This window comes from Comamonas sp. w2-DMI (assembly GCF_040187735.1).
Classification (GTDB): Bacteria; Pseudomonadota; Gammaproteobacteria; order Burkholderiales; family Burkholderiaceae_C; genus Comamonas; species Comamonas terrae.
In genome coordinates this window covers 87593-112426 of record NZ_JBANEL010000014.1, presented here as the reverse complement: position 1 = coordinate 112426, position 24834 = coordinate 87593, and the positions used below count along the sequence as shown (strand labels likewise).

Below are 24834 nucleotides of genomic sequence, written 5' to 3'. Positions count from 1 at the left end.
CGCTCAGCGCGTGGAAGCCCGGGCCACCAGCTCCGGCATGGGACTTTGCACCGCCTGCCGCCCGGCGTTGCCGCGCAGCCGCTCGAACAGCAGGTCGATCGCCAGCCGCGCCACCTGGTCCAGGTGCAGGTTCACGGCCGTGAGCGGCGGCTCGCAGGTGCGGGCCCGTATGCCGTCGTAGCGCGTGGCGATCATCACATCCTCGGGCACGCGCAGGCCGGCCTGCTGCAGGTGCTGGGCCACGCCTACGGCAAAAACGTCCACCAGCACCAGAAAGGCGTCGATCTGCGGATGCGCGGCCAGCAGCAGGCGCGCCGCATCGCGGCCGCCGGCTTCGCCCCGGGCCTCGTCCAGTCGCAATGCAATATGGTCCATGCCGCTGGCATCGACCATCTGCTGGTAGGCCAGCTCCGCCTGGGCATAGGAAGTGCGCTGCGCCGCGCCCAGCACCAGCGCGATCTGCCGCGCCCCCCGGGCCTGCAGGTGGGCCAGCAGCATCTGCACCGTGGGACCGGACAGCAGGTCCACATAGGGCACGGCGCCATGGGCATCGCCGCCGGGGCGGCCGATGGAGACCACGGGCAGGCCGCGGGCCGTCAGGTCGGCCAGCTGGCGGTCGTCGGCCGAAGGCTCGATGATCAGCGCGCCGTCCACGTCCAGGATGTCCAGCGGCGACTGGCCGGACTCCAGCGGCGGCACCAGCACCATGGCCATGCCGCGCTCCAGCGCCGAGGAGGCCGCCACCGAGGCCACCTCCATCAGAAAGCCCAGGCGCGACGGGCCGCCCGCCACCGCAAACGGCATGGAAGACATGAGCGCGATCATGGACGAGCCACCGGTGCGCAGGCGCTGGGCATGGCGGTTGGGCCGGTAGCCCAGCGCGCGCGCGGTCTCCTCCACCTTGCGGCGCGTGGCCGGGTCCACCTGGCCGCGGCCGTTGAGCGCATGCGATACCGTGGTGACCGACACGCCCGCATGCCGCGCCACGTCGGAGATGGTGACGCGCGGAGAAGGCGGCGAAACGGCCATGGTGGATGCTCCTTGGGTGGACCGGTCCGGAAGCGCAGTGAAAACCCGCATCCGGAAAAACAAAGTTTTCGTATACTACTTTACATGACCCAAAACGTTTTGGGCCTCAGTCCGCCACCGTGACGCGCTATTCCCGGGCAACGGTCGGCGGTTTTTCTCGGACTCGACCCAAAACGATTTGGGGAAAGCCTGCAACCATGACTTCATTCAGAAAAGCTGAGCCCATGACAGACTCTGAACACCACGACGTAGACACCGTTCTGCCGCTGCCCCAGCTGCTTTTGTTCGGCCTGCAGCATGTGCTGGTCATGGCGGCCGTGCCCATCACCTCGGTATTTCTGGTGGCCAAGGCGCTGGATCTTTCGACGGCGCTCACGGTCAACCTGATCAGCGCGACCTTTCTGATGTGCGGCCTGGGTTCGCTGCTGCAGTCCTTCGGGCCGGCCAGGCTGGGCGCCAGGCTGCCCTTCGTGATGGTGCCGGGAGGCGCGCCCATCGTCATGTTCCTGGGCATTGCCCAGCAGCGCGACCTGCAGACGGCCTGCGGCGCGGTGATCCTGACGGCGCTGTTCTATTTCCTGGTGCTGCCGGTCTTCACGCGGCTGCTGCGCTTTTTCCCCAAGATCGTGATCGGCACCCTGCTGCTGCTGGTGTCCGTCAACCTGCTCAAGGTCTATGGCGGCATCATCGCCGGCAAGCCCGGCACGCCGGACTTCGCCAGCCCCCTGCACATCGGCCTGGCCCTGGCCACCATCGGCTTCACGCTGCTGTTCGCACGCCTGCTCAAGGGCATGCTGGGCCAGCTTTCCGTGCTGCTGGGCCTGGTGGCCGGCACGGCGCTGGCCGCGCTGCTGGGCCAGCTGGACATGAGCGCCGTGACCAACGGCCCTCTGTTCAGCCTGCCCACGCTGCTGCCCTTCGGCATGCCCACCTTCGATCTGGCGGCCACCGTGCCGCTGCTGGTGTTCAGCGTGATCTCCATGGTGGAGGCCACGGGCCAGACCATGGCCGTGGCCGAGATCGTGGGCAGCAAGGAAGAACCCTGCGCGCTGGTGCCGCGCACCATCCGCGGCGACGCCGTCATGTCGCTGCTCGGCGGCTTCTTCGGCACCTCGATGATCATCACCAGCGGCGAGAACATCGGCATCGTGCGCGCCACCCAGGTGCGTTCGCGCTATGTGACGGCCGTGGCCGGGGCGCTGCTGATCGTCGTGGCGCTGCTGGCACCGCTGGGCCGCTTTGCCAACGCCATCCCGGCCTCGGTGGTCAGCGGCACGGCGCTGGTGGTGTTTGCCATCATCGGCACCATCGGCATCGACATCCTGCGCAAGGTGGACCTGCACGAGCGCAGCAACATGTACGTGCTGGCCGGCGCCCTCACCATGGGGCTGCTGCCCATTCTCGTGCCCGGCATCTACAGCCAGTTCCCGAAAGCGCTGCAGCCCATCCTGGGCAACGGCCTGGCCATGGGCGCGATGACGGCCGTGGTGCTGAACCTGGTCTTCCAGATCTGGCGCCCCCATGCCGCGCCGGCCCAGGCAGCGGCTGCAGCCACGGCAGCCACGCCCGCCGTCCGGCCCGGCGCCGCCCCCAACCATTGAGAACCGCCGCCCCGAGGGGCGGCATCCGAGAATCCCATGCATACAGAACTACATGCCTCGCAGCTACAGGCCGACACCCTGCTGCTGCACCCCCAATATGTGCTGCTCAAGAGCGGCCTGGCCACCGACCATGCCGTGCTCGTGGAGGACGGCCGGTTCAGGGACGTGGGCCCGCGCGCGCTGCTCGACGCGCGCTACGCCCCTATTCCGGCGCTGGCCCTGCCCGGCAAGCTGGTCATGCCGGGCATGATCGACGGCCACCACCACCTCACCCAGTCCTTCGGCAAGTCGCTGGCCTATGGCGAGCCTTCCGAGATCTTCCGCCGCGTCTGGGTGCCGCTGGAATCCAGCCTGGACGACGAGTTCGTCCACCAGAGCGCCAAGCTGGCGGCGCTGGAGTCGCTGCGCGGCGGCTTCACCACGGTCTGCGACGCGGGCACGCGCGCCAAGGGCGAGATCGGCGCCGTCGCCAGCGCCACGGCCGAGGCCGGCCTGCGCTGCGTGCTGGGCATCATCTGCAACGACGGCGGCAACCAGAGCACGCCCGGGCAGCGCGAGGCCATCCTGGCCCAGGCCCAGCGCTTCATGGCCGACTACGGCACGCATGCGCTGGTCCATCCCTCGCTGGCGATCTCGATTCCCGAGGCCGCCAGCGACGCCATGCTGGCCACGGTGACGCGCCTGTGCGCCGAGGCCGGCATCATCTTCCAGACCCATGTGAACGAGCACCTGGCCTCGGTGGAGCGCTCGGTGGTCGCGCGCGGCCTGCGCCCGCTGGAGCACCTGGCAAGCGTGGGCGCGCTGGGTCCGCAGACCCTGATCGCCCACGGCACCATGGTCACGCCGGCCGAGCTGCTGCTGCTCAAGAGCACGGACACGGCCGTGAGCTACAACCCCGTGGCCAGTGCCTGGAAGGGCAATGCCGTGGCGCCGGCCACGCTGATGGCGGCCATGGGCATACGCTTTGCGCTGGGCACCGACTCGACGCGCAGCGACGCCTTCCGCCTGCTGGATGCTGCCGAGGCCGCGCAAAAGTATGCTTTCGCCATGCAGATCGGAGACACATCGAGCGGCGGCGGCTGGACCTGGCTGGACCATGCCACGCATGAGGGCGCACGCGCCATCGGCCTGGGCGGGCGCATCGGCGAGATCGCCGCGGACAAACAGGCCGACTTCCTGATCGTGGATGTGGACACGCCCGAGCTGTGCACCAGCGTGGACTTGACCTGGGACCTGGTGCGCCTGGCCCAGCGCGACCAGATCGTGGCCAGCTTCGTCGGCGGCAGGCTGAGGCTTTTCAAGGGCTGGCCCGTGGACTGGGATGCGCGCGCGCTCATGCGCCAGGTGGCCGACAAGGCCCATGCCGCCATCGCCCGGGCGCCCATCCAGCGCCTGCATCCCACGGCTGGCGAGCACCGCCGCCGCGTGCTGGCCGGCAGCAGCGTGTACCCGGCGCGGAGCGATCTGCGATGAGCCTGGAACACCTCTTCATCACGGCGGCCGTGGTCATCATCGCCTCCTTCGTGCAGGGCGCCAGCGGACTGGGCTTCGCCCTCATCGTCGCGCCCGTGCTGACCATGCTGCAGCCCGACCTGCTGCCCGTGTGCGTGCTGATCCTGATGCTGCCGCTGAACGCCTATGTGGCCTGGCGCGAACGCCATGCGCTGGACAAGCGCGGCGCGGCCTGGATCAGCGCCGGGCGCCTGGTCGGCACCTTCGGCGGCCTGGCCGTGCTGCTGGTGCTCAGCCCCAAGGCGCTGGCCGTGTTCGTGGGCCTGTCCACCATCGCCGCGGCCGCGGCCACCTGGGTCATGCCGGCCTTCACGCCGGGCCTGACGGCCTTTGTGTCGGCCGGCCTGGTCACGGGCATCACCGAAACCGCCACCGGCATCGGCGGCCCGCCGCTGGCGCTGACCTACCAGCACCGCCCGCCGGCCGAGATGCGCGCCACCATCGCGCTGTGCTTTCTGGTCGGCGAGCTGATTTCCCTGGCCGTGCTGCTCGTCATGGGCAAGGTGCAGTCGCCGCACCTGGTCGCGGCCGTGCAGCTGCTGCCGGCGCTGGCCCTGGGCGCCGTGGCCAGCCGCTATGTGCACACCCGCATCAATGCGCGCGCCATGCGCCTGTTCGTGCAGATCTTTGCCGTGGTCTCGGGCCTGGTGCTGCTGGTCAAGGCGCTTTGACCGGGTATGCAGCCCTGGAAAGAGGAGCTGCCGTCGCTTGCCATTGCTTGGTTTCAATATGGATTCATATCAAGACCATTGCATATCAAGCGCTGGCAGCTCACTTTTTTGAAATCCCGCTGCACCGTCCGCGCCTGCCGGCACCACTGTCCCACATGATTTGATACAGCTTTGGCGGCGCTTAACCGTTAAGCTTGCTGTTTCCTGAATCACTCCATAAAACAATGAAGCGAATTCTCGCCCTCCTCTCCCTCTGCATCCCCGCCGCGTTCGCACTCGCGCCATCGGCCAGCCAGGCCCATGACCGCCACCATCACAAGCGCGACTACAAGGAAGAGTACTGGGACGGCCAGTGCAAGGTCGAGCGCAAGTGGAAGGGCAATGGCGAGTACAAGGAAAAGCGCAAGTGCAAGGACCGTCCCGTGGTCTACCAGGCCGCGCCCGTGTATGTGGCGCCGCCCCAGCCCGTCTATGTGGCGCCCCAGCCCCAGGGCCTGGTGATCGACTCGCGCATCGTGCTGCGCCCCTGAACGGGCGGCCCTAGCCTTCCAGCCTGCGCCGCGCTTCCTCGGCAATCAGGTCCCAGACCATGTGCGCCACGGGAGACAGCTCGCGGTGCTGGCGGCGCACCAGCATGATGCCGCGCTGCACCTGCGGCACGAGCTTGCGGCTGACCAGCACGGGCGAGGAGCTTGCCTGGCTGTCTCCGGCCGGCGTGGCGGCCTGCTTTTTCCAGGCCGCGGGAATTGCCAGCTGCGGCACCACGCTCAGCCCCAGCCCCTGTTCCACCATGCTGTAGATCGTGGCCGTGTGGCCCACGTCCTGCACCACCGAAGCCGTGGCGCCATGGGCCTGCAGCGCCGCATCGATCAGGCGCCGGCTGCCCGAGGCATGGTCGAGCAGCACCAGCGAGGCGCCGGCCAGCTCGGCCCAGTGCACTTCCTTGCGCTGCGCCAGCGGATGCGAGGACAGGCAGACCAGGCAGAACGGCTCGGTCAGGATCGTCTGGGCATGCAGATCCTGCTTTTCCGAAGGATCGATGACCACGCCGAAGTCCACCTCGCCGCTGCGCACGCTCTGCAGCACATCGCTCTGGACGCGGTCCAGCAGCTTGAGGTTCACGCCCGGCGCCTGCTGCCTGCAGCGCGCAATGCACTGCGGCATCAGATTGGCCGACAGCGTTGGGCTGCTGGCCACGCTGACGCGGCCCTTGCGCTGCGTGGCCAGGCCCTGCACTTCCAGCAGGCAGGCGTCCAGGTCCTCCAGCACGCGCGTCACATTGGCATACAGCAGCCGTCCGGCCTCGGTCAGCTCCACCTCGCGCGTGGTGCGGTGCAGCAGCTGCACGCCCAGCGCCTGCTCCAGCTCGGTCACATTGCGGCTCACGGCCGGCTGGGTCAGGGCCAGCAGATCGGCGGCGCGGCTGAAGCTGCTGCTTTCAGCGACCGCGACGAAGGCACGCAATTGGCGCAGGCTCGCATTCATATCGAAAAATTATAAAACTATCGAATAAATCCATTTCTCTTTTTAATTCAAAGCGTGTCCAATACGCGGCAATCCCAGGCAGAAAGCCGCCCGGCGCCCTGCCTGCTCCGTTTTCCAGCTTTGAGAATCCGCCATGTCCCGCCCCCGTTTCCTGCCCGACAACTTCACCCTGGCGCTGATCGCCGTCGTGGTGCTCGCCAGCTTCCTGCCGGCCTCCGGCGCCTTTGCCGGCTATGTGGAGCACATCACCACCGGCATCGTGAGCCTGCTGTTCTTCCTGCACGGCGCCAAGCTCTCGCGCCAGGCCATCCTCGCGGGCATAGGCCACTGGAAGCTGCATATCTGGATCTTCGTGGCGACCTTCGTGATGTTCCCCATCCTGGGCTGGGCGCTGCGCCCCGTGCTCTCGCCGCTGGTGACGCCGGACATGTACACGGGCGTGCTGTTCCTGTGCGCGCTGCCGGCCACCGTGCAGTCGGCCATTGCCTTCACTTCCATGGCGCGCGGCAACGTGCCGGCGGCCGTGTGCAGCGCCTCGGCCTCGACGCTGCTGGGCATTCTGGTCACGCCCATCCTGGTCGGCATCCTGCTGAACAAGAACGCCGAAAGCGGCGATGCGCTGCATGCCGTGGGCAAGATTGCCATGGAGCTGCTGCTGCCCTTCATCGTCGGCCACCTGATGCGCCCGCTGATCGGCGGCTTCCTGCAGCGCCGCGCCGCCATCGTCAAGCTGGTGGACCAGGGCTCCATCCTGTTCGTGGTCTATTCGGCCTTCAGCGCCGCAGTGATCAGCGGCCTGTGGCAGCAGACGCCCGTGCCCGCGCTGATCGGCCTGATCGTGCTGTGCTGCATTCTGCTGGCCGTGGTGCTCACGCTCACCACCTGGGGCGCGCGCCGCCTGGGCTTCAACAAGGAAGACGAGATCACCCTGGTGTTCTGCGGTTCCAAGAAGAGCATGGTCAGCGGCATTCCCATGGCCAACGTGCTGTTCCCTGCCGCCTCGGTCGGCGCCATCGTTCTGCCGCTGATGCTGTTCCACCAGATCCAGCTCATGGTCTGCGCCGTGCTGGCCCAGCGCTATGCGCGCCGCCCCGAGGCACAGGACGAGGGCAGCGCAATGCCCATGATCCAGGCCAACCGCTGAGTCCTGTCCCCGGCCGGCCTCACGCCTGACCCAGGCTGTTGCGCCCCGGCATCATCTCGCCGAGGAAATCCAGGAAATGCCGCACCGCCGGCGCCAGCCCGCGCCGCGACGGGAACACCGCATGCACGATACCCGGCGGCGGCGCCCATTCGGGCAGCAGCTGCACCAGCCGCCCCTGGGCCAGCGCATCCTGGCACATGTAGTCGGGCAACCAGCACATGCCGCTGCCGGCCAGCGCCGCGAACTGCAGCGTCAGCAGGTCGTCCACCACATAGCGCGGCTGCAGCTGCACGCGCTGCTCCTTCCCCTCGGGGCCGAACAGCGTCATGCTGAACTGCCCGTCCACGGCCGACATGGCCATGCTGTCGAGCAGTTGCAGGTCGTCCAGCGAACGCGGCGTGCCCTGGCGCTCCAGCAGATCGGGACTGGCCACCAGGATCTGGCGCGAGCTGTCCAGGCGCTTGACCACCATGGAGCCGCTGTCCTCCAGGCTGGCGCGCACACGCAAGGCCACGTCCACCCCCTCTTCGACCAGGTTCACGGGCCGGTTGGTCACCTGCATCTCCACATGGACCAGGGGGCAGCGGCGCAGGAACTCCGGCATCAGCTCGCCCAGCACCGTCTGCGCCAGCGTCACGGGGCAGGTCACGCGGATGACGCCGCGCGGCTCGGTCTGCACCTCGGCCACCGCATCGGCGGCCGCCAGGGCCGCATCGCGCATGGCCTGGCAGTGGCGCAGATAGCTCTCGCCCACCTGGGTCAGCGATAGCTTGCGCGTGGTGCGCTGCAGCAGGCGCACGCCGAGGTGCGCCTCCAGATCCGCCACGCGGCGCGACAGGCGCGACTTGGGAATGCCCAGCGCGCGCCCCGCCGCGGCAAAGCCGCCGCGCTCGACCACCTCGACGAAATAAAGCATGTCGTTGAGATCCACCATGCACGATTTCTTCTGCATTATTGAATTCATAGATAGAACAATCTATCGCAATTTCGATGACTTATCGAGAACTCTAATCAAATTCACAATCTATCCATCGCTCGTCGTTATGAAAGTCATGAAACGGCGCCTCCCGCAAGGGAACGGTAGCCAGGCATTCGCACACGATGCAGCCTTTTTCAGCCTTGTTTAACGGAAGACTTCTTATGCAAATCCTGCACATCGACTCCTCGATCACCGGCGCCAACTCGGTTTCCCGCCAGCTCACCGCACAGGTGGTGGACAGCCTCAAGCAGGCCCATCCCGACGCCAAGGTCGAATACCTGGACCTGGCCGTGAACGCACCGACCCACCTGAGCGCACAGTCGCTGGGTTTCCGCACCGGCCAGGCTGCCGCCACCGAGATCGAGCGCCAGGAAAATGCCATCTCCGAAGCCCTGGTGAGCCAGTTCCTGGCTGCCGACGTAGTGGTGGTGGGTGCGCCCTTCTACAACTTCACCATTCCTTCGCAGCTGAAGGCCTGGCTGGACCGCGTGGCCCAGGCCGGCCGCACCTTCCGCTACACCGCCAGCGGCCCTGAAGGCCTGGCAACCGGCAAGAAGGTCATCGTGGCTTCCACGCGCGGCGGCATGTACTCGTCCAGCGACATGGGCCAGGCCATGGAACACCAGGAAAGCTATCTGAAAGTCATCTTCGGCTTCATGGGCATTACCGACGTGAACTTCGTGCGTGCCGAAGGTGTGGCCATGGGCCCCGAAGCCAAGGCCAAGGCCCTGGAAACTGCCCAGGCCATGATCGAGGCCCTGGAGCCCGTGGCCGCCTGAGGCGTCTGCGCCCGGCCTCCGCGTTCAAGCCAGCCCTGCGTTCGTGCAGGGCTGGCTTTTTTTGCGGGCCCGCCGCTACCCCACATCCGGCAACACCGGTTTGTCCTGGATCAAAAACAGCGCAGAAAGCCCGGTTCAGCACCATTTGCGCACAGCTGTCAGCAAAACACGCAGGCTTCTTTGATAGGCTTGGCGACTCCGGTATTTTTTCAGCGCCGCCCGCAGGCGCAAGGCCCTGGCCCAGAACCTTGCTCTCTTGCCCATGCAGGAGTTGCCCCGCGCAAAGCATTCCTCCCATGTCTTCCTCTTCAATGACCCGCCCCGCTGTCCAGCGCTCGGATGAGAGCCTGGTTTTCACTGTCCTGACCGTGTTCCTGGTCGGCGCCGCCGTCCTGGCAACACTGGGCTACATGTACTGGCGCAATACCCAGACCCAGGAGCAGCAACGCTCCGAGCAGCGCATCTACCAGAGGTACAACGACTATATGGAGGCCAGCGAACGCAGTGCAGCTCGTGCCGAGCCTGCCGCCCCTGAAGCACAGCCGCAACCTCAGCCCATGCCGCCTACGCCAGCCCAGCGCCTGCTCAGCCATCCTGGCGTGACGCCCGGCCCCGGCTTCAATGCCCCCGGCGTGCAAGCGACAGGGCTGCTCATCATCGATGCCATCGACCAGGCCCAGGCCGCAGAAAAACCGCGCCGCCGCTAACCCTCAGCCCGCGCTCACGCCAGGCCGCATGCGCATCCTTGATGCCGGTTGCGCTTTTCATCCGAGAAGAGTGAAAACCGGGTTACAATCTTTCCCGGATCGCAAGCCAAGCCTTCTTCAGATTGCTTGGCTTTTTCATTCCCTGGCAAGGGAATCGTCCAAATTGCTGCGGAAGGGTGGATGAGCGGTTTAAGTCGCACGCCTGGAAAGCGTGTGTGGGTTAATAGCCCACCGCGGGTTCGAATCCCGCCCCTTCCGCCAAAGTTCTAAAAGCCTTGTAATTCAATGAGTTACAAGGCTTTTTGCTTTCAAGATGGTAGCAAAACTGGTAGCAATCAATGCTCAGTCTGCCCATCTACAAGCTAGGCTCCAGCTACTATCTGCACACTCGGATAGGTGGCAAGCAAGTAAAGAAGTCACTGCGAACGAGCTACAAACGTGTAGCTATCATTCGTGCTGTATCTTTGCTAAACAGCTTGACAATGAGCCAAAAACTAAATATTGAAGACTTCCCTCACCTGCTGGACAGAAAAAGCATACAGCGTAAGTATGAATTAGACCTGTCTAGAGGCATCCTCAAAGCTGACGATGAGGAAGATCATCAAAGGCTTTTAGAGGCTCTAGAAGCACTTCAAAGCACAAGACAGCACCTACCTACCACCTCACATCAAAAAGAGCACGTAGAGCCGTTAAATTTCGCCACAGATGACCCAACGGCACTAAAACTGAATGAACTTCTTGAGAAGTTCCTTCTTTTGCGACCTATCAAGCAAGGTACAGCGTCACATTACAGAAATTGCGTTGCTGAATTAACGCAATTCCTCAAAAATCCACCGATTACAAGAATTTCTCAAAGTGATATTACTAGATATCAAGAACATATTGCTTCTAATGGGAACAGTATTAGAACAGTTGATAATAAAATCGCTGTTATTCGTTCGCTCTTTAACTTTGCAAAAAAGCAAGGTTATACAAGATATGAAAATCCTGCCGAAAACAGAGCACTTTTAAGCAAAAAAGAAAAGCTTAAAGGTGGTTATTCAATATTTGAAAAAGAAGAAATAGAGAAAATATTTAAAAGTGAATTCTTTAAAATCCAAAAAGAAAAAGATAAAGATTACACAACCTGCCTAATTCTTGCATTAGCTACAGGATGCAGAATTGGTGAAATCACCAACCTTAAAAAAGAACAATTCAAATTAAGCGAGTCTGGCAATAATTATATAACGATCAGAGACAGTAAAACATTAGCAGGGATTAGAGAAGTTCCAATTCATCCGATGTTTTACAAAAGAATTGAAAATTATTTAAATTCAAAGAATGACAAATTATTCAAATATGCAGAAATAGATGGCAGGGGAACAGGTAATGCTGTGGGCAAAAAATTTGCTAGGCATTTAGAAAAATCAGGAATAACAAGAGAAAAGCTAGTTTTTCATAGCCTGCGTAAATTTGTAAACAATGAACTGATGAGAAACAAAGTAAGCCTTGAGCATCGCTCTCAATTCATAGGACATGAGCTTGAAAACGTCAATATTGCAACTTATACAGAGCAGCTTAATATAGACGAGCTTGCAGATGTTGTCTTTCCTACGTTTGAAAAAATCTTCAATCTAATTAGACCACATCTTTTAAAGACTGCCTTCTAAAAAGAAAAAAGGAACCTTTCGGTTCCTTTTTATTTTATTAATCTATCATATTTGACTTTTTAAAAAAATCTAATATAACAGATATAACAGTTTGACGGATGTGTAAGAATAATATAAACAAAGCATTTAAAAATGTCAAGTAAAAATTCTTATCACAGCAAGCCGAAACTGCTGTGATATTTTTTTATGCGTCGACGTAAGTTCTCGGTTCGGAAAATATCACCAGACAACACAGTAAACTCGTGACGTAGGCGTGATAGCCTTGTCAAAGTCCAAAGAAAAACCCCAATAATATTATGCTAAGGACTAGCAGGCTAACGGACTAGCCAAGCCTTTATAAGGCTAAAGTGTGGTGAAAGTCGCAAGAATGGGAATTAAGCAAAGCGACAAGGAAGACTAAGGATAGACCCTGCTTAAGTAGTATCAAGAACTACGAACTATCTAAACTGTTTTATCTTGATAATAAACAGTCCGAGTTAGCGACGGAAAGAGCAAAGCTCTTTTCAGAGTAATTTGGTAAAGTCCAAACACGCCTCAATAATCTATAGACTAGATTTTGGCGGGTTAGGGAAAACTTTGCCGATATTGCTCTGGAAAGAGCGGTATCGGGAAAGTTTTATATCAAACTTAAAAGAAAAAAGATGGTTTATTTCTATCTATTTTATAAGAAATATAGAAAAGAAATACTATTAATAATAAATGGAAATATCAAAGGGTATTCTATGTGCAGTGAAACGAAACAAAAAAGAAAGTTAAAGAGCAGTTCATCTGCTCTTTAATCTTTGCCCTACGCAGTAGGTTCCCCCCCTTTGGGGGCGGAGGGGGTGGATGTTTTGTATTCGGTTGTTTATATTTTATATAAATGTCAGCCCCTGGCTGTAGTATTGATTTTCGAAGAAAATCTGCTAATCTTATTTTATATAAGGTATACACTCACTATACCTTGTGCCAAGGTGTTCGCCCTCTACGAGGGGAAATACACTACCGCACTTCGCTTGGTTGGTCATTCATTTTGAGAGTTTCACTTCAAAATAAACGACCCTATAAAAATAATAATAATAACAAGGGGTTTTATATGGAATCATTTTCAGTTTTACGAGCACAAAAAATAAGTCAATCAGCAGAGACTGCTGCACATAATCATAACTTGAGAGCAAGCGAGAGCAAAACAGAAACGAACGTAAACCGTTCTCGTAGCAGTGAAAACGAGCTTTTGCTAGGCAGTCGTGACACTGTTAAAACGCTCAATCAAATCATTGATGATTTAGATTTAAAAACAGCAGTTAGAAAAGACGCTAACAGAGCAATAGAGCTAGTGCTTTCAGCATCGCCGGAGCATTTTTATGACTTTAAAAAAGCAGGTATAACTAGAGAGCAGTGGGACGAGTTAACACCTGAAAACTACAAAAACAGGATGGATGTTTATTGGAAGAAAATCGCAAGAGTTCAAAAGCATTTTAAAAAAGATAATTTTGAAAAATGGAAAAAAGATACGGTTAATTGGACACAAAAAGAGTTTGGCAAGAACATCGTCAATCTTGTTTTGCATATGGATGAGAAGACTCCACATGCACACTTGATAGTTACGCCTGTCGTAGATGGCAAGCTCACTGCAAAGCAGTTCTTCACCCCTATAACTGCTCGCAAGTGGCAAGACAGCTACAGCAAGGCAACAGGCTTAAAACGTGGCATCAGCAGTGACAAGAAGCACGAAGACAAGAAAGAGAACGAAGTCAATCAAGCCAAAAAAACAGGCTATCGCAAAGGCTACCAGGTAGGCTACAAGGTAGGACAGCAGGAGGCAAAGCAAGCAGGCAAGAAAGTCGGTGCTTTCTTGGGTTCTATGGTCTCAAGCTTCACAAAAAGAGACGAGCTAGAGCAAGCAGAGAAAGACAAAAAAGAGGCAGAGCGAGAGCTTGCAAGTGAACGCAAGCGAAACGCAGAAGCACAAGCACAGCTAGTCAAAAAACACGAGCGAGAACTACAGCAAGAACAGCAGAAAAAAGCTACAGCAGAAGCACGCTACGAGAAAAAAAAAGGCAGAGCTTGCTTGGGTTCTTGAAGTAGGTGGCGACGACTTAAGGAAGAAGCTAAAAGCAGACATAGACAGCAAGCAGACAACAGCAGAAAAGGCTATCAAGGACTACTTCAAGAAGCCACGCCTTAGCGTGCAAGAGCGTAAGCAAGTTCCAGAGGAACTAGCTCCGCAGGAAGCACTTGCAAAAAACGCCGTAGGCAACAAAGCGAAGCTGGGATAACGAATTTAAAGAGATGTTGGTAAGATGGCGGAAGCTAGTAGCAATACTAGTAGCAAATTTTCATCAACAACTACCATCTAAGCTGTTGAATTACAAAGATTTTTGCGGATTTGGGATAATGTCCCGCCCCTTCCGCCATCAACATATTGCTGCATGGAATTTCATCCGTGCACGCTCAGCCTTGAAATCCGGCTTTCATGACAATGCCGCTCACTTTAACCAGTGAGCGGCATTTTTCGTCGTACGCCTCGACTACGTACAACATCCAGCAGCCGGCCTACATCCGGCAACCCAATAAAAAGATCCGAGACGCGCCCACTTCGTAGGGCCCGCAGCTCCCAAGAGGCAGCCTATTGCCTCGGGGCGGCCCGGCGCAATGAAAATCCATCGATTTTTTACCTTCTCGAAGGATTCCCGGCCATTGCGGACACCTCCATTCAAGGCCGCGGCACAAGCTTGCTGAAACGGCTTTGGCATCCGCCAATGCCCTTCTTGCCTGCAACCAGCGAAGATCGGCCTGCATTCATCCCAAATTGCAGGTCATCTTCCCTGCAGCTTGCACGCAGATGAATGTAGATATGTGCAGATTCCAGGCATAGTCAAGCAACTGCCGGCTACCGCCTCCCATCTACCCCCTAAAGGTATTCATCTGCGCCCTGGACACCGGCACGATGCCACAACCTTGAAAGAACGCTTCTTTTCTTCGAAATTCACATAAAAAGAGTACAAATTGCAGGGTAGTTGGCGCAAATGGGCAGCGCTAGAATCCGCCTTCGCCGAACATCATGTATCTATGCCTTCCGTGATTGCCCTGCCGCACCCGCCCGCCCGCGCACTCTTGACCCGATCTGCAGGAGCGGCATGCCCATGAACGCGCCCCATGGCCTGCAGCTGCAGGGCGTCACGCTGCGGCGTGGCATCACCACGGTGTTCGAGAATCTGAACCTCGCCTTGGATACCCGGCGCATCGGCCTGATCGGCGACAACGGGGCCGGCAAGACCAGCCTGTTTCGCCTGCTGTGCGGGCTGGATGTGCCGCAGGCCGGCAGCGTCTCCATCGGCGGCCAGGACTTGCATGCGGCCCGTGCCGAGCACCCCGGCCTGGTGGGGCTGATGTTCCAGAACCCCGACGACCAGATCATCTTTCCGACCGTGCAGGAAGAACTGGCCCTGGGCCTGCGCCCGGCCGGCCTTTCCAGGCAGCAGGCCAAGGAACAGGCCCGCGCCCTGCTGGCCCAGCGAGGTCTGGCGCATTGGGCCGAGCGCGCCGTCTCCAGCCTGAGCCAGGGCCAGCGCCAGCAGGTGTGCTGGCTGTCCCTGCTGATTGCGGCCCCCCGGGTGCTGCTGCTGGACGAGCCCTTTGCCAGCCTGGACCTGCCCGGCCAGGCCCGACTGGCGCAGGACATTGCCCAGGCGCCGCAGCAGGTGCTGGTTTCCACCCATGTGCTGGACCATGTGCGCGGCTTCGAGCGCGTGATCTGGCTGGACTGCGGCAAGGTGCGCGAGGACGGCCCTGGCGCCGAAGTCTGCGCCGCCTACGAGGCCAACGTGGCCCTGCGGCTGGCATCCATGCCACATACGTCCATGGACGGCATTCATGGGTAGTCTGTACAGCGAACAGATCACCTGGCTGCATGGCTGGGGTGCGGGCACCAAGCTGCTGCTCATGGCGGTTCTCGGCACCCTGCTGTTTCTCACGGATACCCCCTGGCTCCTGGCTGCAGCGGCACTGGCCTGCGCCCTGCTCTGGGCATCGCTGGGCGAGGCCACCCAGGTGGCCAGGCGCCTGATGCGCTCGGTCATCATGGCTGCCCTGCTCGTGGCCGGCTTTCATGCGCTGATGCACCACTACGCGCTGGGAGCCGCCAGCGCGCTGCGCCTGGTCTGCGCTTCGGCGCTGGGCGTGGCGCTGACGGTAACCACACGCCCCAGCGATCTGGTCGAGGTGCTGGAGCGCCTGCTCGGGCCACTGCGGCCGCTGGGCGTCTCGCCGGAGCGCGTGGCCCTGCAGATCGCGCTGATGCTGCGCTTTACCGAACACTTCTTCGTGCAGTGGAAAAAGCTGGACGATGCCCATCGCCTGCGCACGGGCCACGCCGGTGGGCTGCGCCTGATCGCCCCGCTGACCATCCACATGCTGCAGGCCACGCGCCGCGTCGCCGATGCCTTGTGGGCAAGGCTGGGGAGATAACCTCTGAGATGCTTCGCGCCTTTCCCCCTCTCTCATTGCGCGAGAGGGGGTCGACACTCCCGGTGCGGGACGGTGCGCCCGGCTAGGGCCCTTTCTCGGTGTCTCGCACCTGGGACGCGTCGGTTTCATGCATAGCACCGCAAGAATTCATTTTTCTATCTGGATCAACCGACAACCGATTACGCTTCAGCAGGAGTTCCGATGTCCAACGCCTCTTCGTCCCCCACGGTATCGCGCAGCGGCGCGCGCTCCATGGCCCAGGTTTCGCTGTTCGCGGCCCTCATGGCCGTGATGGGCCTGATTCCCAAGATCGACCTGCCCCTGGGCGTGCCCATCACCATCCAGTCGCTGGGCGTGATGCTGGCCGGCGTCATGCTGGGCCCCTGGCGCGGTTTGCAGTCCATGCTGCTGTTCCTGGCAGCCGTGGCCGTGGGCCTGCCGCTGCTGGCGGGCGGGCGCGGCGGCATTGCCGTGTTCATGTCGCCGTCCGCCGGCTATCTGGCCGGCTATGCGCTGGCAGCCGCTATCGTAGGCGCCCTCATGGCCGTATTGCTCAAGGGCTCGCCTCAGGCCACGCCGCGCCGCATTGCCGTCAGCGCCTTCATCGCCGCCCTGCTTGGCGGCCTGGTCTGCCTGCATGCGTTCGGCGTGCTGGGTCTGATGCTGATGGCCAAGCTGAGCCTGGCCCAGGCCTTCAAGGTGACGCTGGCCTTCGTTCCCGGCGACTTCATCAAGTGCATTCTGTGCGCCCTCATCGTGCATGCCGTGGCGCGCGGCCTGCCCGATTGGCGTTTCGGTGGCCGCGCATGACCCAAGCACACCCCCATCCATTGGCCGCGCCGCTGCAAGGCATCTGGACCCTGGTGCACGGGCCGCTGGCGCACTGGGCGCGGGAGCGCCCCGAGGCCATAGCGCTGCAGAACGAAACCACGCAGTGGACCTTCGCTCAGGTGCATGAGGAAGTCCTGCGCCGCTCGGCCACGCTGGTGGCGCGCCAGGCGCCGGCCATGGTGCTGCTGGACGCCGAGCGCAGCACGCTGGAGCGCCTGATCGATTTCCTCGCCATCATCCACAGCGGGCGCTGCGCGGCCGTGGCCGACCCGGACTGGCCCGAGGCCGTGCGCGAGCGCATCACCGGCTGGCTGCCCACGGCGGCCTGCACCATGAGTCCGGCGACACCCACCAGCCCGTTCTACACGGGCTTCACCTCGGGCAGCACGGGCATGCCCAAGGGCTTCATGCGCCACCACCGCTCCTGGACCGAGAGCTTTCGTGTGAGCCTGCAGGATTTCGGCGCCGTGGCCGCCCAGCGCACGCTGTCTCCAGGACGCATCTCGCACTCGCTGTTCCTGTTCGGCGCCATGCAGGCGCTCTGGAACGGCGCAGGCGCCGTGGTGCAGGAAAAATTCTCCGCCTCGCGCTGCCTGGCCACTTTGGCCGCGGGCGAAGCGCCCTGCCTGGTGGCCGTGCCCAGCCAGCTGCTGCTGATGCTGCAGTGGGCCGAGCACCGCCAGTTGGAACCCGTCCCGCAGGTGGAGCTGATCACCATCAGCGGGGCGCGCTGGATGCGGGCCCATACGCCGGCCTTGCGGGCGCTGTTCCCCAGGGCGCGCATCATCGAGTTCTACGGCGCCTCGGAAGCCAGCTTCGTGGCCTGGATGGAGGCCGACGAGCCCTGCTCGCCCCAGGCCGTGGGCCGGCCCTTCAGCAATGTGGAGATCGACATCCGCCCGCTGGCCGAGCCGTCGCCGGACCAGCACGGCGAGCAGGACGGACTGATCTATGTGCGCAGCCCCATGCTGTTCATGGACTACCTGGGCGACGCGCACGACCGCACCGCCGTGCTGCGCGACGGCCCCTGGCTGTCGGTGCGCGACATGGGCCATATCGACGAACGCGGCATGCTGTGCCTGGCCGGGCGGCAAAGCCGCATGATCGTCACCCAGGGCAAGAATCTGTTTCCCGAGGAAGTCGAGAACCTGCTGCTCACGCACCCGCAGATCGCGCAGGTCTCGCTGCACGGCCAGGGCGATCCGCTGCGCGGCATGCAGGTCCACGCCGTGCTGCACTGGACTGCGCATGGCCACGATGAAGCCAGGCCCGGCGCCATGGCGCTGACCGCCTGGGTGCGCGAGCGGCTGGAAGCCTTCAAGGCTCCGCGCCAGTGGTGGGTGTGCCCGCACTGGCCGCACACCGCCAGCGGCAAGACCGACCATGCGCGCCTGGGCCAGGCCCTGGCGGCCATCCTGGCCGGCCGCAGCGAGCAGGACCTGGCAGATGCCGGCTTGCCCTGGCTGCAGCCCTGGAAGACAGGCACGGCGACGCCATGAACACCCTGCCTACGGTACTGATTGCCGGCTGGATGCGCAGCCCCGTGGCCCCCGTGGGCGGCGCTCTGGCGCTGCTGGCCGCGCATGAGCTGGGCGCACCGGTGCTGCAGGCCTTGCTGGCCCGCGCCGGGCTCGCCCCCGACGCCGTGGATGCCGTGGTGCTGGGCAATGCCCTGGGCGCCGGCGGCAATCCGGCGCGCATGCTGGCCCTGGCCGCAGGACTGCCCGAGCGCTGCGCGGCCCAGTCGGTCGACAGCCAGTGCTGCTCCGGCCTGGATGCCGTGGCGCTGGCAGCCGGTCTGCTGCAATCGGGCCAGGCCGACATCGTGGTGGCCGGTGGCGTCGAAGCCTGGAGCCGTGCCCCCATCCGCCAGACACGGCCGCGCCATGCGGGCGAAGCGCCGCAAAGCTACGAACGGCCACCTTTCGCGCCCGATCCCGCACGCGACCCGGACCTGCTCCAATCGGCCGCCGACTATGCGCTGGCGCATGGCTTTGCCCGCGCCGAGCAGGAGACCTATGCCCTGCAATCGCATGCCCGCGCGCTGGCTGCTCAACCCTTGCAAACCCCGGAGATCGCGCCCGTGGCCGGCCTGGCATGCGATGCCTATCCGCGCACGATGACGGCCGCCCGCGCCGCGCGCATGCCCGTGGTGGCACGGAGCGCGCAAGACCATACCGACGGCCACGCCCTCAGTGCCCTGACCGTCTCCGCCAAGGCCGACGGCGCAGCCCTGGTGCTGCTGGCCACGCCCGAGGCCTGCCGGCGCCACGGCCTGCGCCCGCTCGCCCAATGGGTGGGCAGCGCCTCCGTGGGCGCCGCCCCCGAAACCCCGCTGCTGGCCGCCGCCCTGGCTGCGCGCGCCGTGCTGGAGCGGGCGGCGCTCAGACAGCAAGCCAGGCTCACACCCGGCGAAATCGCCGCCATCGAGCTGCACGACGCCTTTGCCGTTCAAGGCCTGGCGTTCTGCCGGGAGCTGGGCCTCGATCCGCAAGCCATCAACACCGGTGGCGGCGGGCTGGCGCGCGGCCACCCCATAGGCGCCTCGGGTGCCATCGCGCTGGTGCGCGTGCTGAGCCAGCTACAGACACAACTTGAAGCCGGCCCCTGGGGCCTGGCAGCAATTGCCGGCGCCGGCGGCATTGGCGCGGCCTGCCTGGTGCGCAATCTGTTGCACGGCCCGGCGATGAAAAATACCTGAAACGATGCATACCGCAAACACATTCACCAGCCCCGAAGCCATGGCGCTGATGCAGCAGCGCCGCTCCACGCGCGCCTTTCTGGACCGGCCCGTGCCGCAGCCGCTGCTGGAGCAATTGCTGACCACGGCCCGGCAGGCACCCAGTGGCGGCAATCTGCAGCCCGGCCACTTCTGGGGCGTGCAGGGCGAGCTGCGCCGGCAGCTCACCGATGCCCTGCTGGCCGACTTCCACGGCCAGGCGCCTGAATGCGAGGACTACGCCTACTTTCCACGCCCCATGCCCATGCAGTTGCGCAAGCGCCAGGTCGCCTCGGCCCAGGCGCTCTACGGCGCCCTAGGCGTGGCGCGCGACGACCGCGCGGGGCGCGATGCGCAGTTCGCGCGCAACTACCGTTTCTTCGATGCGCCCGTGGCCCTGGTGGTCTCCATCGACTCGCGCTTCGGCCCGGGCGGCTATATGGACCTGGGCATGGCGCTGTACGGCCTGCAGCTGGCCGCCGCGGCCCAGGGCCTGGGCAGCTGCGCCATCGGCGCACTGGCCTCCTACCCCGAAACCGTGCGCCGCGTGCTGGGCCTGGGCGCCGAGCAGCATATCGTCTGCGGCCTGGCCCTGGGCTGGGCCGATGCCTCGGCCCCCGTCAACCAGGCCCGCACCGTGCGCGCGCCACTGGGCGAGTGGTTTCAAATGCTCGGTTAAAAAACAATAGCTGCCGGCGACGGCAACTCCCTGGTTCCAGATGGATAACCAACCAAAACCTGGAACTGACCGGCGCAAGCAGCTATGTTTTTATGAAACCTAGGCAGTAAGGACATGCACCAAAACCGATGCAGCCCAACCCGGGGGCATCCAGCAAGGGCCTGAGCCGGCCGCGCCGCCCCGCAGCGATGATGCCGTCCCCCGGGGGAGGCCGCGCAGCGGCTCAGGGGGTGAAGCCTAGAACGCCGGGAACACCGAGCCCTTGAACTCCTTGTCGATGAACTGGCGCACTTCCTCGGAGTGGTAGGACTTGATCAGCTGGGCCACCCAGGGCTGATTCTTGTCGGCATCACGCACGACCAGGATGTTGACGTAGGGGTTCTTCGCCGACTCCAGCGCAATCGCGTCGGTCTTGGGGTTCAGCCCGGCCGAGATGGCGAAGTTGGTGTTGATGGTCGAGGCATCCAGATCGTCCAGCGAGCGCGGCAGCTGGGCAGCGTCCAGTTCCACGAAGCGCAGCTTCTTGGGGTTGGAGACCACGTCCAGCGGCGTGGCCTTGAGGCCGGCGTTGTCCTTGAGCTTGATCAGGCCCTGGGCCTGCAGCAGCAGCAGGGCGCGGCCGCCATTGGTCGGGTCGTTGGGCAGGCCGAACTTGGCGCCCGTGGGCAGGTCGGCCAGCTTCTTGATCTTCCTGGAGTAGATGCCGATCGGGAAGTTGACGGTATCGGCCACCCAGCTGATCTTGTAGCCGCGGTCCTTGACCTGGGCGTCCAGATAGGGGCGGTGCTGGTAGCTGTTGGCATCCAGGTCGCCGGCGGCCAGGGCCGCATTGGGCTGCACATAGTCGCCGAACTCCACCACCTTGATGTTCAGGCCGTTTTTGGCCGCCACCTTCTTGACCACTTCCATGATCTGGGCGTGCGGGCCGGCGGTCACGCCGAGCTTGATGGTCTTGTCCTGTGCCTGGGCGGCAAAGGCCAAGGTGGCAGCCGCTGCAACGGCCAGGGTATTGCGCAGGAGTGTGCGCTTGTTCAGCATGGGAAATCCTTGTGGGAGCAAATAACGAGTGGCAACACTTTACTTCGGCAGAGAGCCTTTTTCCGCCGCCGCTTCAGACAGATTGCTCACATGCAAAGCACCGAATGGCACAAGGGCGCTGCAAAACGCCCGGCCTGCCAGCGGGCATGAAAAAAGCGCGCCGGCAGTGCCAGGACGCGCTTTTCGGAAATCGCCGGGCGCTGCTCAGAGATCCGAGAGGCTGGGCGCGGCCAGCACCTGCTGGGCCACCACGTCGAGCACGGCATGCGACTGGTCCTGACGGTCGATCCAGACCTTGGGCGTGAAGCTGCCGCGCAAGGCGATCGCATCGCCTTCGGAGAGGCTGCGCAGCACCGCGCAGGGGGCATTGTCGAAGGACACGATATTGACCGGAATCGAAGAGCCGTCGCCCGCGTTGGCGCGCATGCGCGCCACCATGTAGGGGCGGCGGTTGCGGTCCACGCGGCTTTCGGGAATACCGGTCAGCCGGCCGGTGATCAGACCATCCATCATTTGCTTTGTCTATCCAAAAAAATAGCGGCCACCGCATTGCCTGGGTGGCCTGGAAAAAATTGAAGCACTCATTTTAGGGCCAGCGCCAACAACCGCGGCGCCGGCCTTGCTGCTTTTTTGGCAGCCGTATCTTTCGCCGGGCCCGGTCAGCGGTGGCTCAGGCGGCGCACCACCCAGTCGCCCAGGCTCTGGATGGCCTGCACGAAGAAGATCAGGATGACCACCACCACCAGCATCACGTCGGGCAGAAAGCGCTGGTAGCCATAGCGGATGCCCAGGTCGCCCAGGCCGCCGCCGCCGATGGCGCCGGCCATGGCCGAGTAGCCGGTCAGGCTCACGAAGCTGATGGTCAGGCCGGCCACGATGCCGGGCAGCGCCTCGGGCAGCAGCACCTTCCACACGATCTGCGCGGTGCTCGCGCCCATGGACTGGGCAGCCTCGACCAGGCCGTTGTCCACTTCGCGCAGGGCTGTTTCCACCAGGCGCGCCACGAAGGGCGCGGCCGCAATGGTCAGCGGCACCACGGCGGCCCAGGTGCCGATGGACGAGCCCGTGATCAGGCGCGTCAGCGGGATGATGGCCACCAGCAAGATGATGAACGGCGTGGAGCGCAGCGCATTCACGATCCAGCCCACGATCTTGTTGGCCGGGCCGTTCTGCAAAATGCCGCCCTGGTCCGTCACGCGCAGGAACACGCCCAGGGGAATGCCGATCAGGCCGCCGATCAGGCCGGAGACGCCGACCATGATGAGGGTCTCCCACAGCGAATCCAGCAGCAGCTGCAGCATCATTTCCGAAAAATTCTCAAACATCGCTCTCAATCCTTTAGGTCACGCTCCGGGCACGATCTGCACCTGCACGCCGCCGGCGCGCAGATGGGTGACGGCGGCTTCGATCCTGGCAGGCTCGCCGCTGGCATACACGGCCAGCGAGCCGAAGGTCTGGTCCTGGATCTCGTCGATCTGGCCGTGCAGGATGGACAGGTCCAGCCCCAGCTCGCGGATCAGGTGCGACAGGATGGGCTGGTATGCGCTCTCGCCCGCATAGGACAGGCGCAGCAGCTGGCCGACCTGGCCGGCCTGCAGCTTCTGCGACAGCTGGTGCACGCGGGCCGACACCGACGCGGGCAGCTCCTGCGGCACGATCTCGTCGATCAGGCTCTTGGTGATGGCCTGCTGCGGGCGCGTGAACACCTCGATGACCGAGCCCATCTCGGCGATCCGCCCGCCGTCGATCACGGCCACGCGGTCGGCGATCTGCTTGATCACCTGCATCTGGTGAGTGATCAGCACCACGGTCACGCCCAGCTCGCGGTTGACCTTGCGCAGCAGGTCCAGGATGGAGCGCGTGGTCTCGGGATCCAGGGCCGAGGTCGCCTCGTCGCTGAGCAGCACCTTGGGATGGCTGGCCAGCGCGCGCGCAATGCCCACGCGCTGCTTCTGGCCGCCCGAGATCTGGGCCGGATAGCGGTCTGCCAGGTGGTCCAGCCCCACCAGTTCCAGCAGCGGCGTCACGCGCTGGCGGATCTCGTTCTTGGCCATGCCGGCCAGCTCCAGCGGCAGCGCCACGTTGTCGAACACCGTGCGCGAGGACAGCAGATTGAAATGCTGGAACACCATGCCGATGTCGCGGCGTGCGGCGCGCAGCTCGGTCTCGGACAGCTGCATCAGGTCGCGCCCACCCACGATCACCTGGCCGCCCGTGGGCCGGTTGAGCAGGTTCAGGCAGCGCACCAGGGAGCTCTTGCCGGCGCCGCTGCGGCCGATGATGCCGAACACCTCGCCCGACCGGACCTGCAGATCGATGCCGCGCAGGGCGTGGACAGGCCCCTTGGGGCCTTGGTAAGTCAGGGACAGATCCCGAATTTCAATCATGAAGATATAGGCACGCCGCACAAAGCCCCCGCAAGGAGCCGGACGGTGCGCGATCAAAAGTCAATGGAGACAAGGGCTGGAGCCGGCGCGTGCAACGCAGGCCTTCACCCGAATTTTCTCGACCCGCTGCCCAGGTGTTTGCAGCCGGTCTTTTTGGTAATAACCCGCAACTATGCCTGAAACCGGGCAAGCCTGGCAGCAAGTCGGGCAAGGCAGCAACGCCGGCACCTCACGCTTTCCCTGCTTTTCCCTGGGGGCGGGCTGCCCGTAGCATCATGGACCCAAGTGCCCCGCCCCTTTGCCGTCCGGTATGCAGCTTCCCTTTCCTGTCCGCGTCGAATGCCCGCCCGGGGCCTGCGTCTGCCGGCGCGAGCAGCTGCTGAGCGATCCGCAGGCCGACTGCCGCATCCTGCGGCTCACGCGCGAGGAAGAGAAAAAGCTGCTGGAGCGGCTGGAGCGCATCAGCAGCCTGCAGGATCTGGCCCATATGCAGCAGCGCATCCAGGAGCAGCTGGGCCTGTCCATCACCATCGCGCCCGGCAGCGGCGAGGTGCGCAGCATGCGCGGCATACAGATCGAGCTGTCCGACCTGCCCGGCCTGTGCCGCAAGACGCGGCAAAGCATTCCGGCGGCCATCCGCAAGGGACTGGAGCGCAATCCCGAGATCGCCTTTGCGCTGCTCGATGCGCACGATTTGTTCGGCATGCCCGGCGCCTAGCCGTACAGGACGATACGGCCCAAGAAGGCCGCGCTTCAAAAATCAAAGCAGCTGGCGCATGAAGCGCCTTGGGTTCAGGGCATTTAGAATCAGAAAATCAGTGAAAGCAAGCGCTGCCTGCTCTCGATTTCAAAGCACCAGACAGGCTCTTCTTCAGCGGTGGTCGCGCCGGTACAGCGCCCACTCTTCCTGCACCGAGCCGTCGGGCAGATGGCACATGCCCACCTGGCCCCGCGCCGTGCCCTCGATCACCAGGCGGCCGCCCAGCCTGGCGCAGTGGACCGAAGCCGGATTGGCCATGCCCACGGCCGGGGGCACCGCCGGCGCCGATGCCGGCGCAGGGCCGGGAGCCGAGGTGCCGCACGCGGTCACCGCCAGGCAAGCAGCCATAAAGAAGATCTTGTACACGGCAAATCGAACAGAAAACAAAGAGCGCCCAGCCTAGCACGGCGCCATG

Annotated in this window: 24 protein-coding genes and 1 tRNA gene; 17 read left to right on the top strand and 8 right to left on the bottom strand. The window is 62.6% G+C overall.

Annotation, left to right across the window (positions count from 1 at the left end; translation table 11 throughout):
- Positions 1–3: 3 nt before the first annotated feature.
- Positions 4–1029: a LacI family DNA-binding transcriptional regulator gene (locus V8Z74_RS15705; protein ID WP_349710062.1), complete on the bottom strand. Its 1026-nt coding sequence runs from the start codon at positions 1027–1029 to the stop codon at positions 4–6.
- Positions 1030–1253: 224 nt separating this feature from the next.
- On the opposite strand from V8Z74_RS15705, the gene V8Z74_RS15700 reads away from it, so the two are divergent.
- The 4 genes from V8Z74_RS15700 to V8Z74_RS15685 all read left to right on the top strand — a co-directional run bounded on the left by V8Z74_RS15700 (position 1254) and on the right by V8Z74_RS15685 (position 5343).
- Positions 1254–2630, top strand: coding sequence for a uracil-xanthine permease family protein (locus V8Z74_RS15700; RefSeq protein ID WP_349710061.1), 1377 nt, complete (start codon positions 1254–1256; stop codon positions 2628–2630).
- A 36-nt stretch (positions 2631–2666) separates the two neighbouring features.
- Positions 2667–4103 (top strand): amidohydrolase family protein, encoded by a 1437-nt coding sequence (locus tag V8Z74_RS15695; RefSeq protein ID WP_349710060.1) that lies wholly within the window; start codon positions 2667–2669, stop codon positions 4101–4103.
- Complete coding sequence (locus V8Z74_RS15690) at positions 4100–4813, top strand: sulfite exporter TauE/SafE family protein (protein WP_066479183.1); 714 nt, start codon at positions 4100–4102, stop codon at positions 4811–4813. Before V8Z74_RS15695 ends, V8Z74_RS15690 begins: the two co-directional genes overlap by 4 nt.
- A 224-nt stretch (positions 4814–5037) precedes the next feature.
- Positions 5038–5343 (top strand): hypothetical protein, encoded by a 306-nt coding sequence (locus V8Z74_RS15685; RefSeq protein ID WP_349710058.1) that lies wholly within the window; start codon positions 5038–5040, stop codon positions 5341–5343.
- A 10-nt stretch (positions 5344–5353) separates the two neighbouring features.
- Here the strand turns inward: V8Z74_RS15685 and V8Z74_RS15680 are convergent, their stop codons facing one another.
- Positions 5354–6298, bottom strand: coding sequence for a LysR family transcriptional regulator (locus V8Z74_RS15680; RefSeq protein WP_066479173.1), 945 nt, complete (start codon positions 6296–6298; stop codon positions 5354–5356).
- A gap of 133 nt (positions 6299–6431) precedes the next feature.
- Here V8Z74_RS15680 and V8Z74_RS15675 point away from each other — a divergent pair, with 133 nt between their 5' ends.
- A complete protein-coding gene (locus V8Z74_RS15675) occupies positions 6432–7442 on the top strand; it encodes a bile acid:sodium symporter family protein (RefSeq protein WP_349710057.1) in 1011 nt (336 codons plus the stop codon).
- A gap of 19 nt (positions 7443–7461) precedes the next feature.
- Here the strand turns inward: V8Z74_RS15675 and V8Z74_RS15670 are convergent, their stop codons facing one another.
- On the bottom strand, positions 7462–8376 hold the full coding sequence (locus V8Z74_RS15670; protein WP_349710084.1) for a LysR family transcriptional regulator: 915 nt from the start codon (positions 8374–8376) through the stop codon (positions 7462–7464).
- Positions 8377–8582: 206 nt separating this feature from the next.
- Between V8Z74_RS15670 and V8Z74_RS15665 the strand changes: the two genes are divergently transcribed.
- The 11 genes from V8Z74_RS15665 to V8Z74_RS15615 all read left to right on the top strand — a co-directional run bounded on the left by V8Z74_RS15665 (position 8583) and on the right by V8Z74_RS15615 (position 20234).
- Positions 8583–9200 carry an FMN-dependent NADH-azoreductase gene (locus V8Z74_RS15665; RefSeq protein ID WP_066479167.1) on the top strand — a complete coding sequence of 206 codons (618 nt, stop codon included), beginning with the start codon at positions 8583–8585 and terminating at the stop codon, positions 9198–9200.
- A 296-nt stretch (positions 9201–9496) separates the two neighbouring features.
- Positions 9497–9907 carry a hypothetical protein gene (locus V8Z74_RS15660; protein ID WP_349710056.1) on the top strand — a complete coding sequence of 137 codons (411 nt, stop codon included), beginning with the start codon at positions 9497–9499 and terminating at the stop codon, positions 9905–9907.
- A 170-nt stretch (positions 9908–10077) separates the two neighbouring features.
- Positions 10078–10168, top strand: a tRNA-Ser gene (locus tag V8Z74_RS15655).
- A 221-nt stretch (positions 10169–10389) separates the two neighbouring features.
- On the top strand, positions 10390–11556 hold the full coding sequence (locus V8Z74_RS15650; protein ID WP_349710055.1) for a tyrosine-type recombinase/integrase: 1167 nt from the start codon (positions 10390–10392) through the stop codon (positions 11554–11556).
- A 1075-nt stretch (positions 11557–12631) separates the two neighbouring features.
- On the top strand, positions 12632–13618 hold the full coding sequence (mobV, locus tag V8Z74_RS15645) for a MobV family relaxase (protein ID WP_349710054.1): 987 nt from the start codon (positions 12632–12634) through the stop codon (positions 13616–13618).
- 1057 nt (positions 13619–14675) lie between these two features.
- Entirely contained in the window at positions 14676–15419 is a 744-nt protein-coding gene (locus V8Z74_RS15640; protein ID WP_349710053.1) for an energy-coupling factor ABC transporter ATP-binding protein, read from the top strand.
- Positions 15412–16005, top strand: a complete 594-nt coding sequence (locus V8Z74_RS15635) for an energy-coupling factor transporter transmembrane component T family protein (protein WP_349710051.1) — start codon at positions 15412–15414, stop codon at positions 16003–16005. Before V8Z74_RS15640 ends, V8Z74_RS15635 begins: the two co-directional genes overlap by 8 nt.
- A 201-nt stretch (positions 16006–16206) precedes the next feature.
- On the top strand, positions 16207–16815 hold the full coding sequence (locus V8Z74_RS15630; protein ID WP_349710050.1) for a biotin transporter BioY: 609 nt from the start codon (positions 16207–16209) through the stop codon (positions 16813–16815).
- On the top strand, positions 16812–18335 hold the full coding sequence (locus V8Z74_RS15625; RefSeq protein WP_349710049.1) for an AMP-binding protein: 1524 nt from the start codon (positions 16812–16814) through the stop codon (positions 18333–18335). Before V8Z74_RS15630 ends, V8Z74_RS15625 begins: the two co-directional genes overlap by 4 nt.
- Complete coding sequence (locus V8Z74_RS15620) at positions 18332–19537, top strand: thiolase family protein (protein WP_349710048.1); 1206 nt, start codon at positions 18332–18334, stop codon at positions 19535–19537. Before V8Z74_RS15625 ends, V8Z74_RS15620 begins: the two co-directional genes overlap by 4 nt.
- A gap of 4 nt (positions 19538–19541) precedes the next feature.
- Entirely contained in the window at positions 19542–20234 is a 693-nt protein-coding gene (locus tag V8Z74_RS15615; protein WP_349710047.1) for a nitroreductase, read from the top strand.
- Positions 20235–20471: 237 nt separating this feature from the next.
- On the opposite strand, the gene V8Z74_RS15610 is transcribed toward V8Z74_RS15615, so the two are convergent.
- The 4 genes from V8Z74_RS15610 to V8Z74_RS15595 all read right to left on the bottom strand — a co-directional run bounded on the left by V8Z74_RS15610 (position 20472) and on the right by V8Z74_RS15595 (position 23659).
- Positions 20472–21272, bottom strand: a complete 801-nt coding sequence (locus V8Z74_RS15610) for a MetQ/NlpA family ABC transporter substrate-binding protein (RefSeq protein WP_349710046.1) — start codon at positions 21270–21272, stop codon at positions 20472–20474.
- Between the two features lie 204 nt (positions 21273–21476).
- Positions 21477–21785: a single stranded DNA-binding domain-containing protein gene (locus V8Z74_RS15605; RefSeq protein ID WP_066479135.1), complete on the bottom strand. Its 309-nt coding sequence runs from the start codon at positions 21783–21785 to the stop codon at positions 21477–21479.
- Between the two features lie 146 nt (positions 21786–21931).
- A complete protein-coding gene (locus V8Z74_RS15600) occupies positions 21932–22597 on the bottom strand; it encodes a methionine ABC transporter permease (RefSeq protein ID WP_066479130.1) in 666 nt (221 codons plus the stop codon).
- A gap of 18 nt (positions 22598–22615) precedes the next feature.
- Positions 22616–23659: a methionine ABC transporter ATP-binding protein gene (locus tag V8Z74_RS15595; RefSeq protein ID WP_349710045.1), complete on the bottom strand. Its 1044-nt coding sequence runs from the start codon at positions 23657–23659 to the stop codon at positions 22616–22618.
- Positions 23660–23969: 310 nt separating this feature from the next.
- Here V8Z74_RS15595 and V8Z74_RS15590 point away from each other — a divergent pair, with 310 nt between their 5' ends.
- Positions 23970–24377, top strand: a complete 408-nt coding sequence (locus tag V8Z74_RS15590) for a hypothetical protein (protein ID WP_349710044.1) — start codon at positions 23970–23972, stop codon at positions 24375–24377.
- A gap of 153 nt (positions 24378–24530) precedes the next feature.
- Here the strand turns inward: V8Z74_RS15590 and V8Z74_RS15585 are convergent, their stop codons facing one another.
- Positions 24531–24767 (bottom strand): putative hemolysin, encoded by a 237-nt coding sequence (locus V8Z74_RS15585; RefSeq protein ID WP_066479400.1) that lies wholly within the window; start codon positions 24765–24767, stop codon positions 24531–24533.
- Positions 24768–24834: the final 67 nt, after the last annotated feature.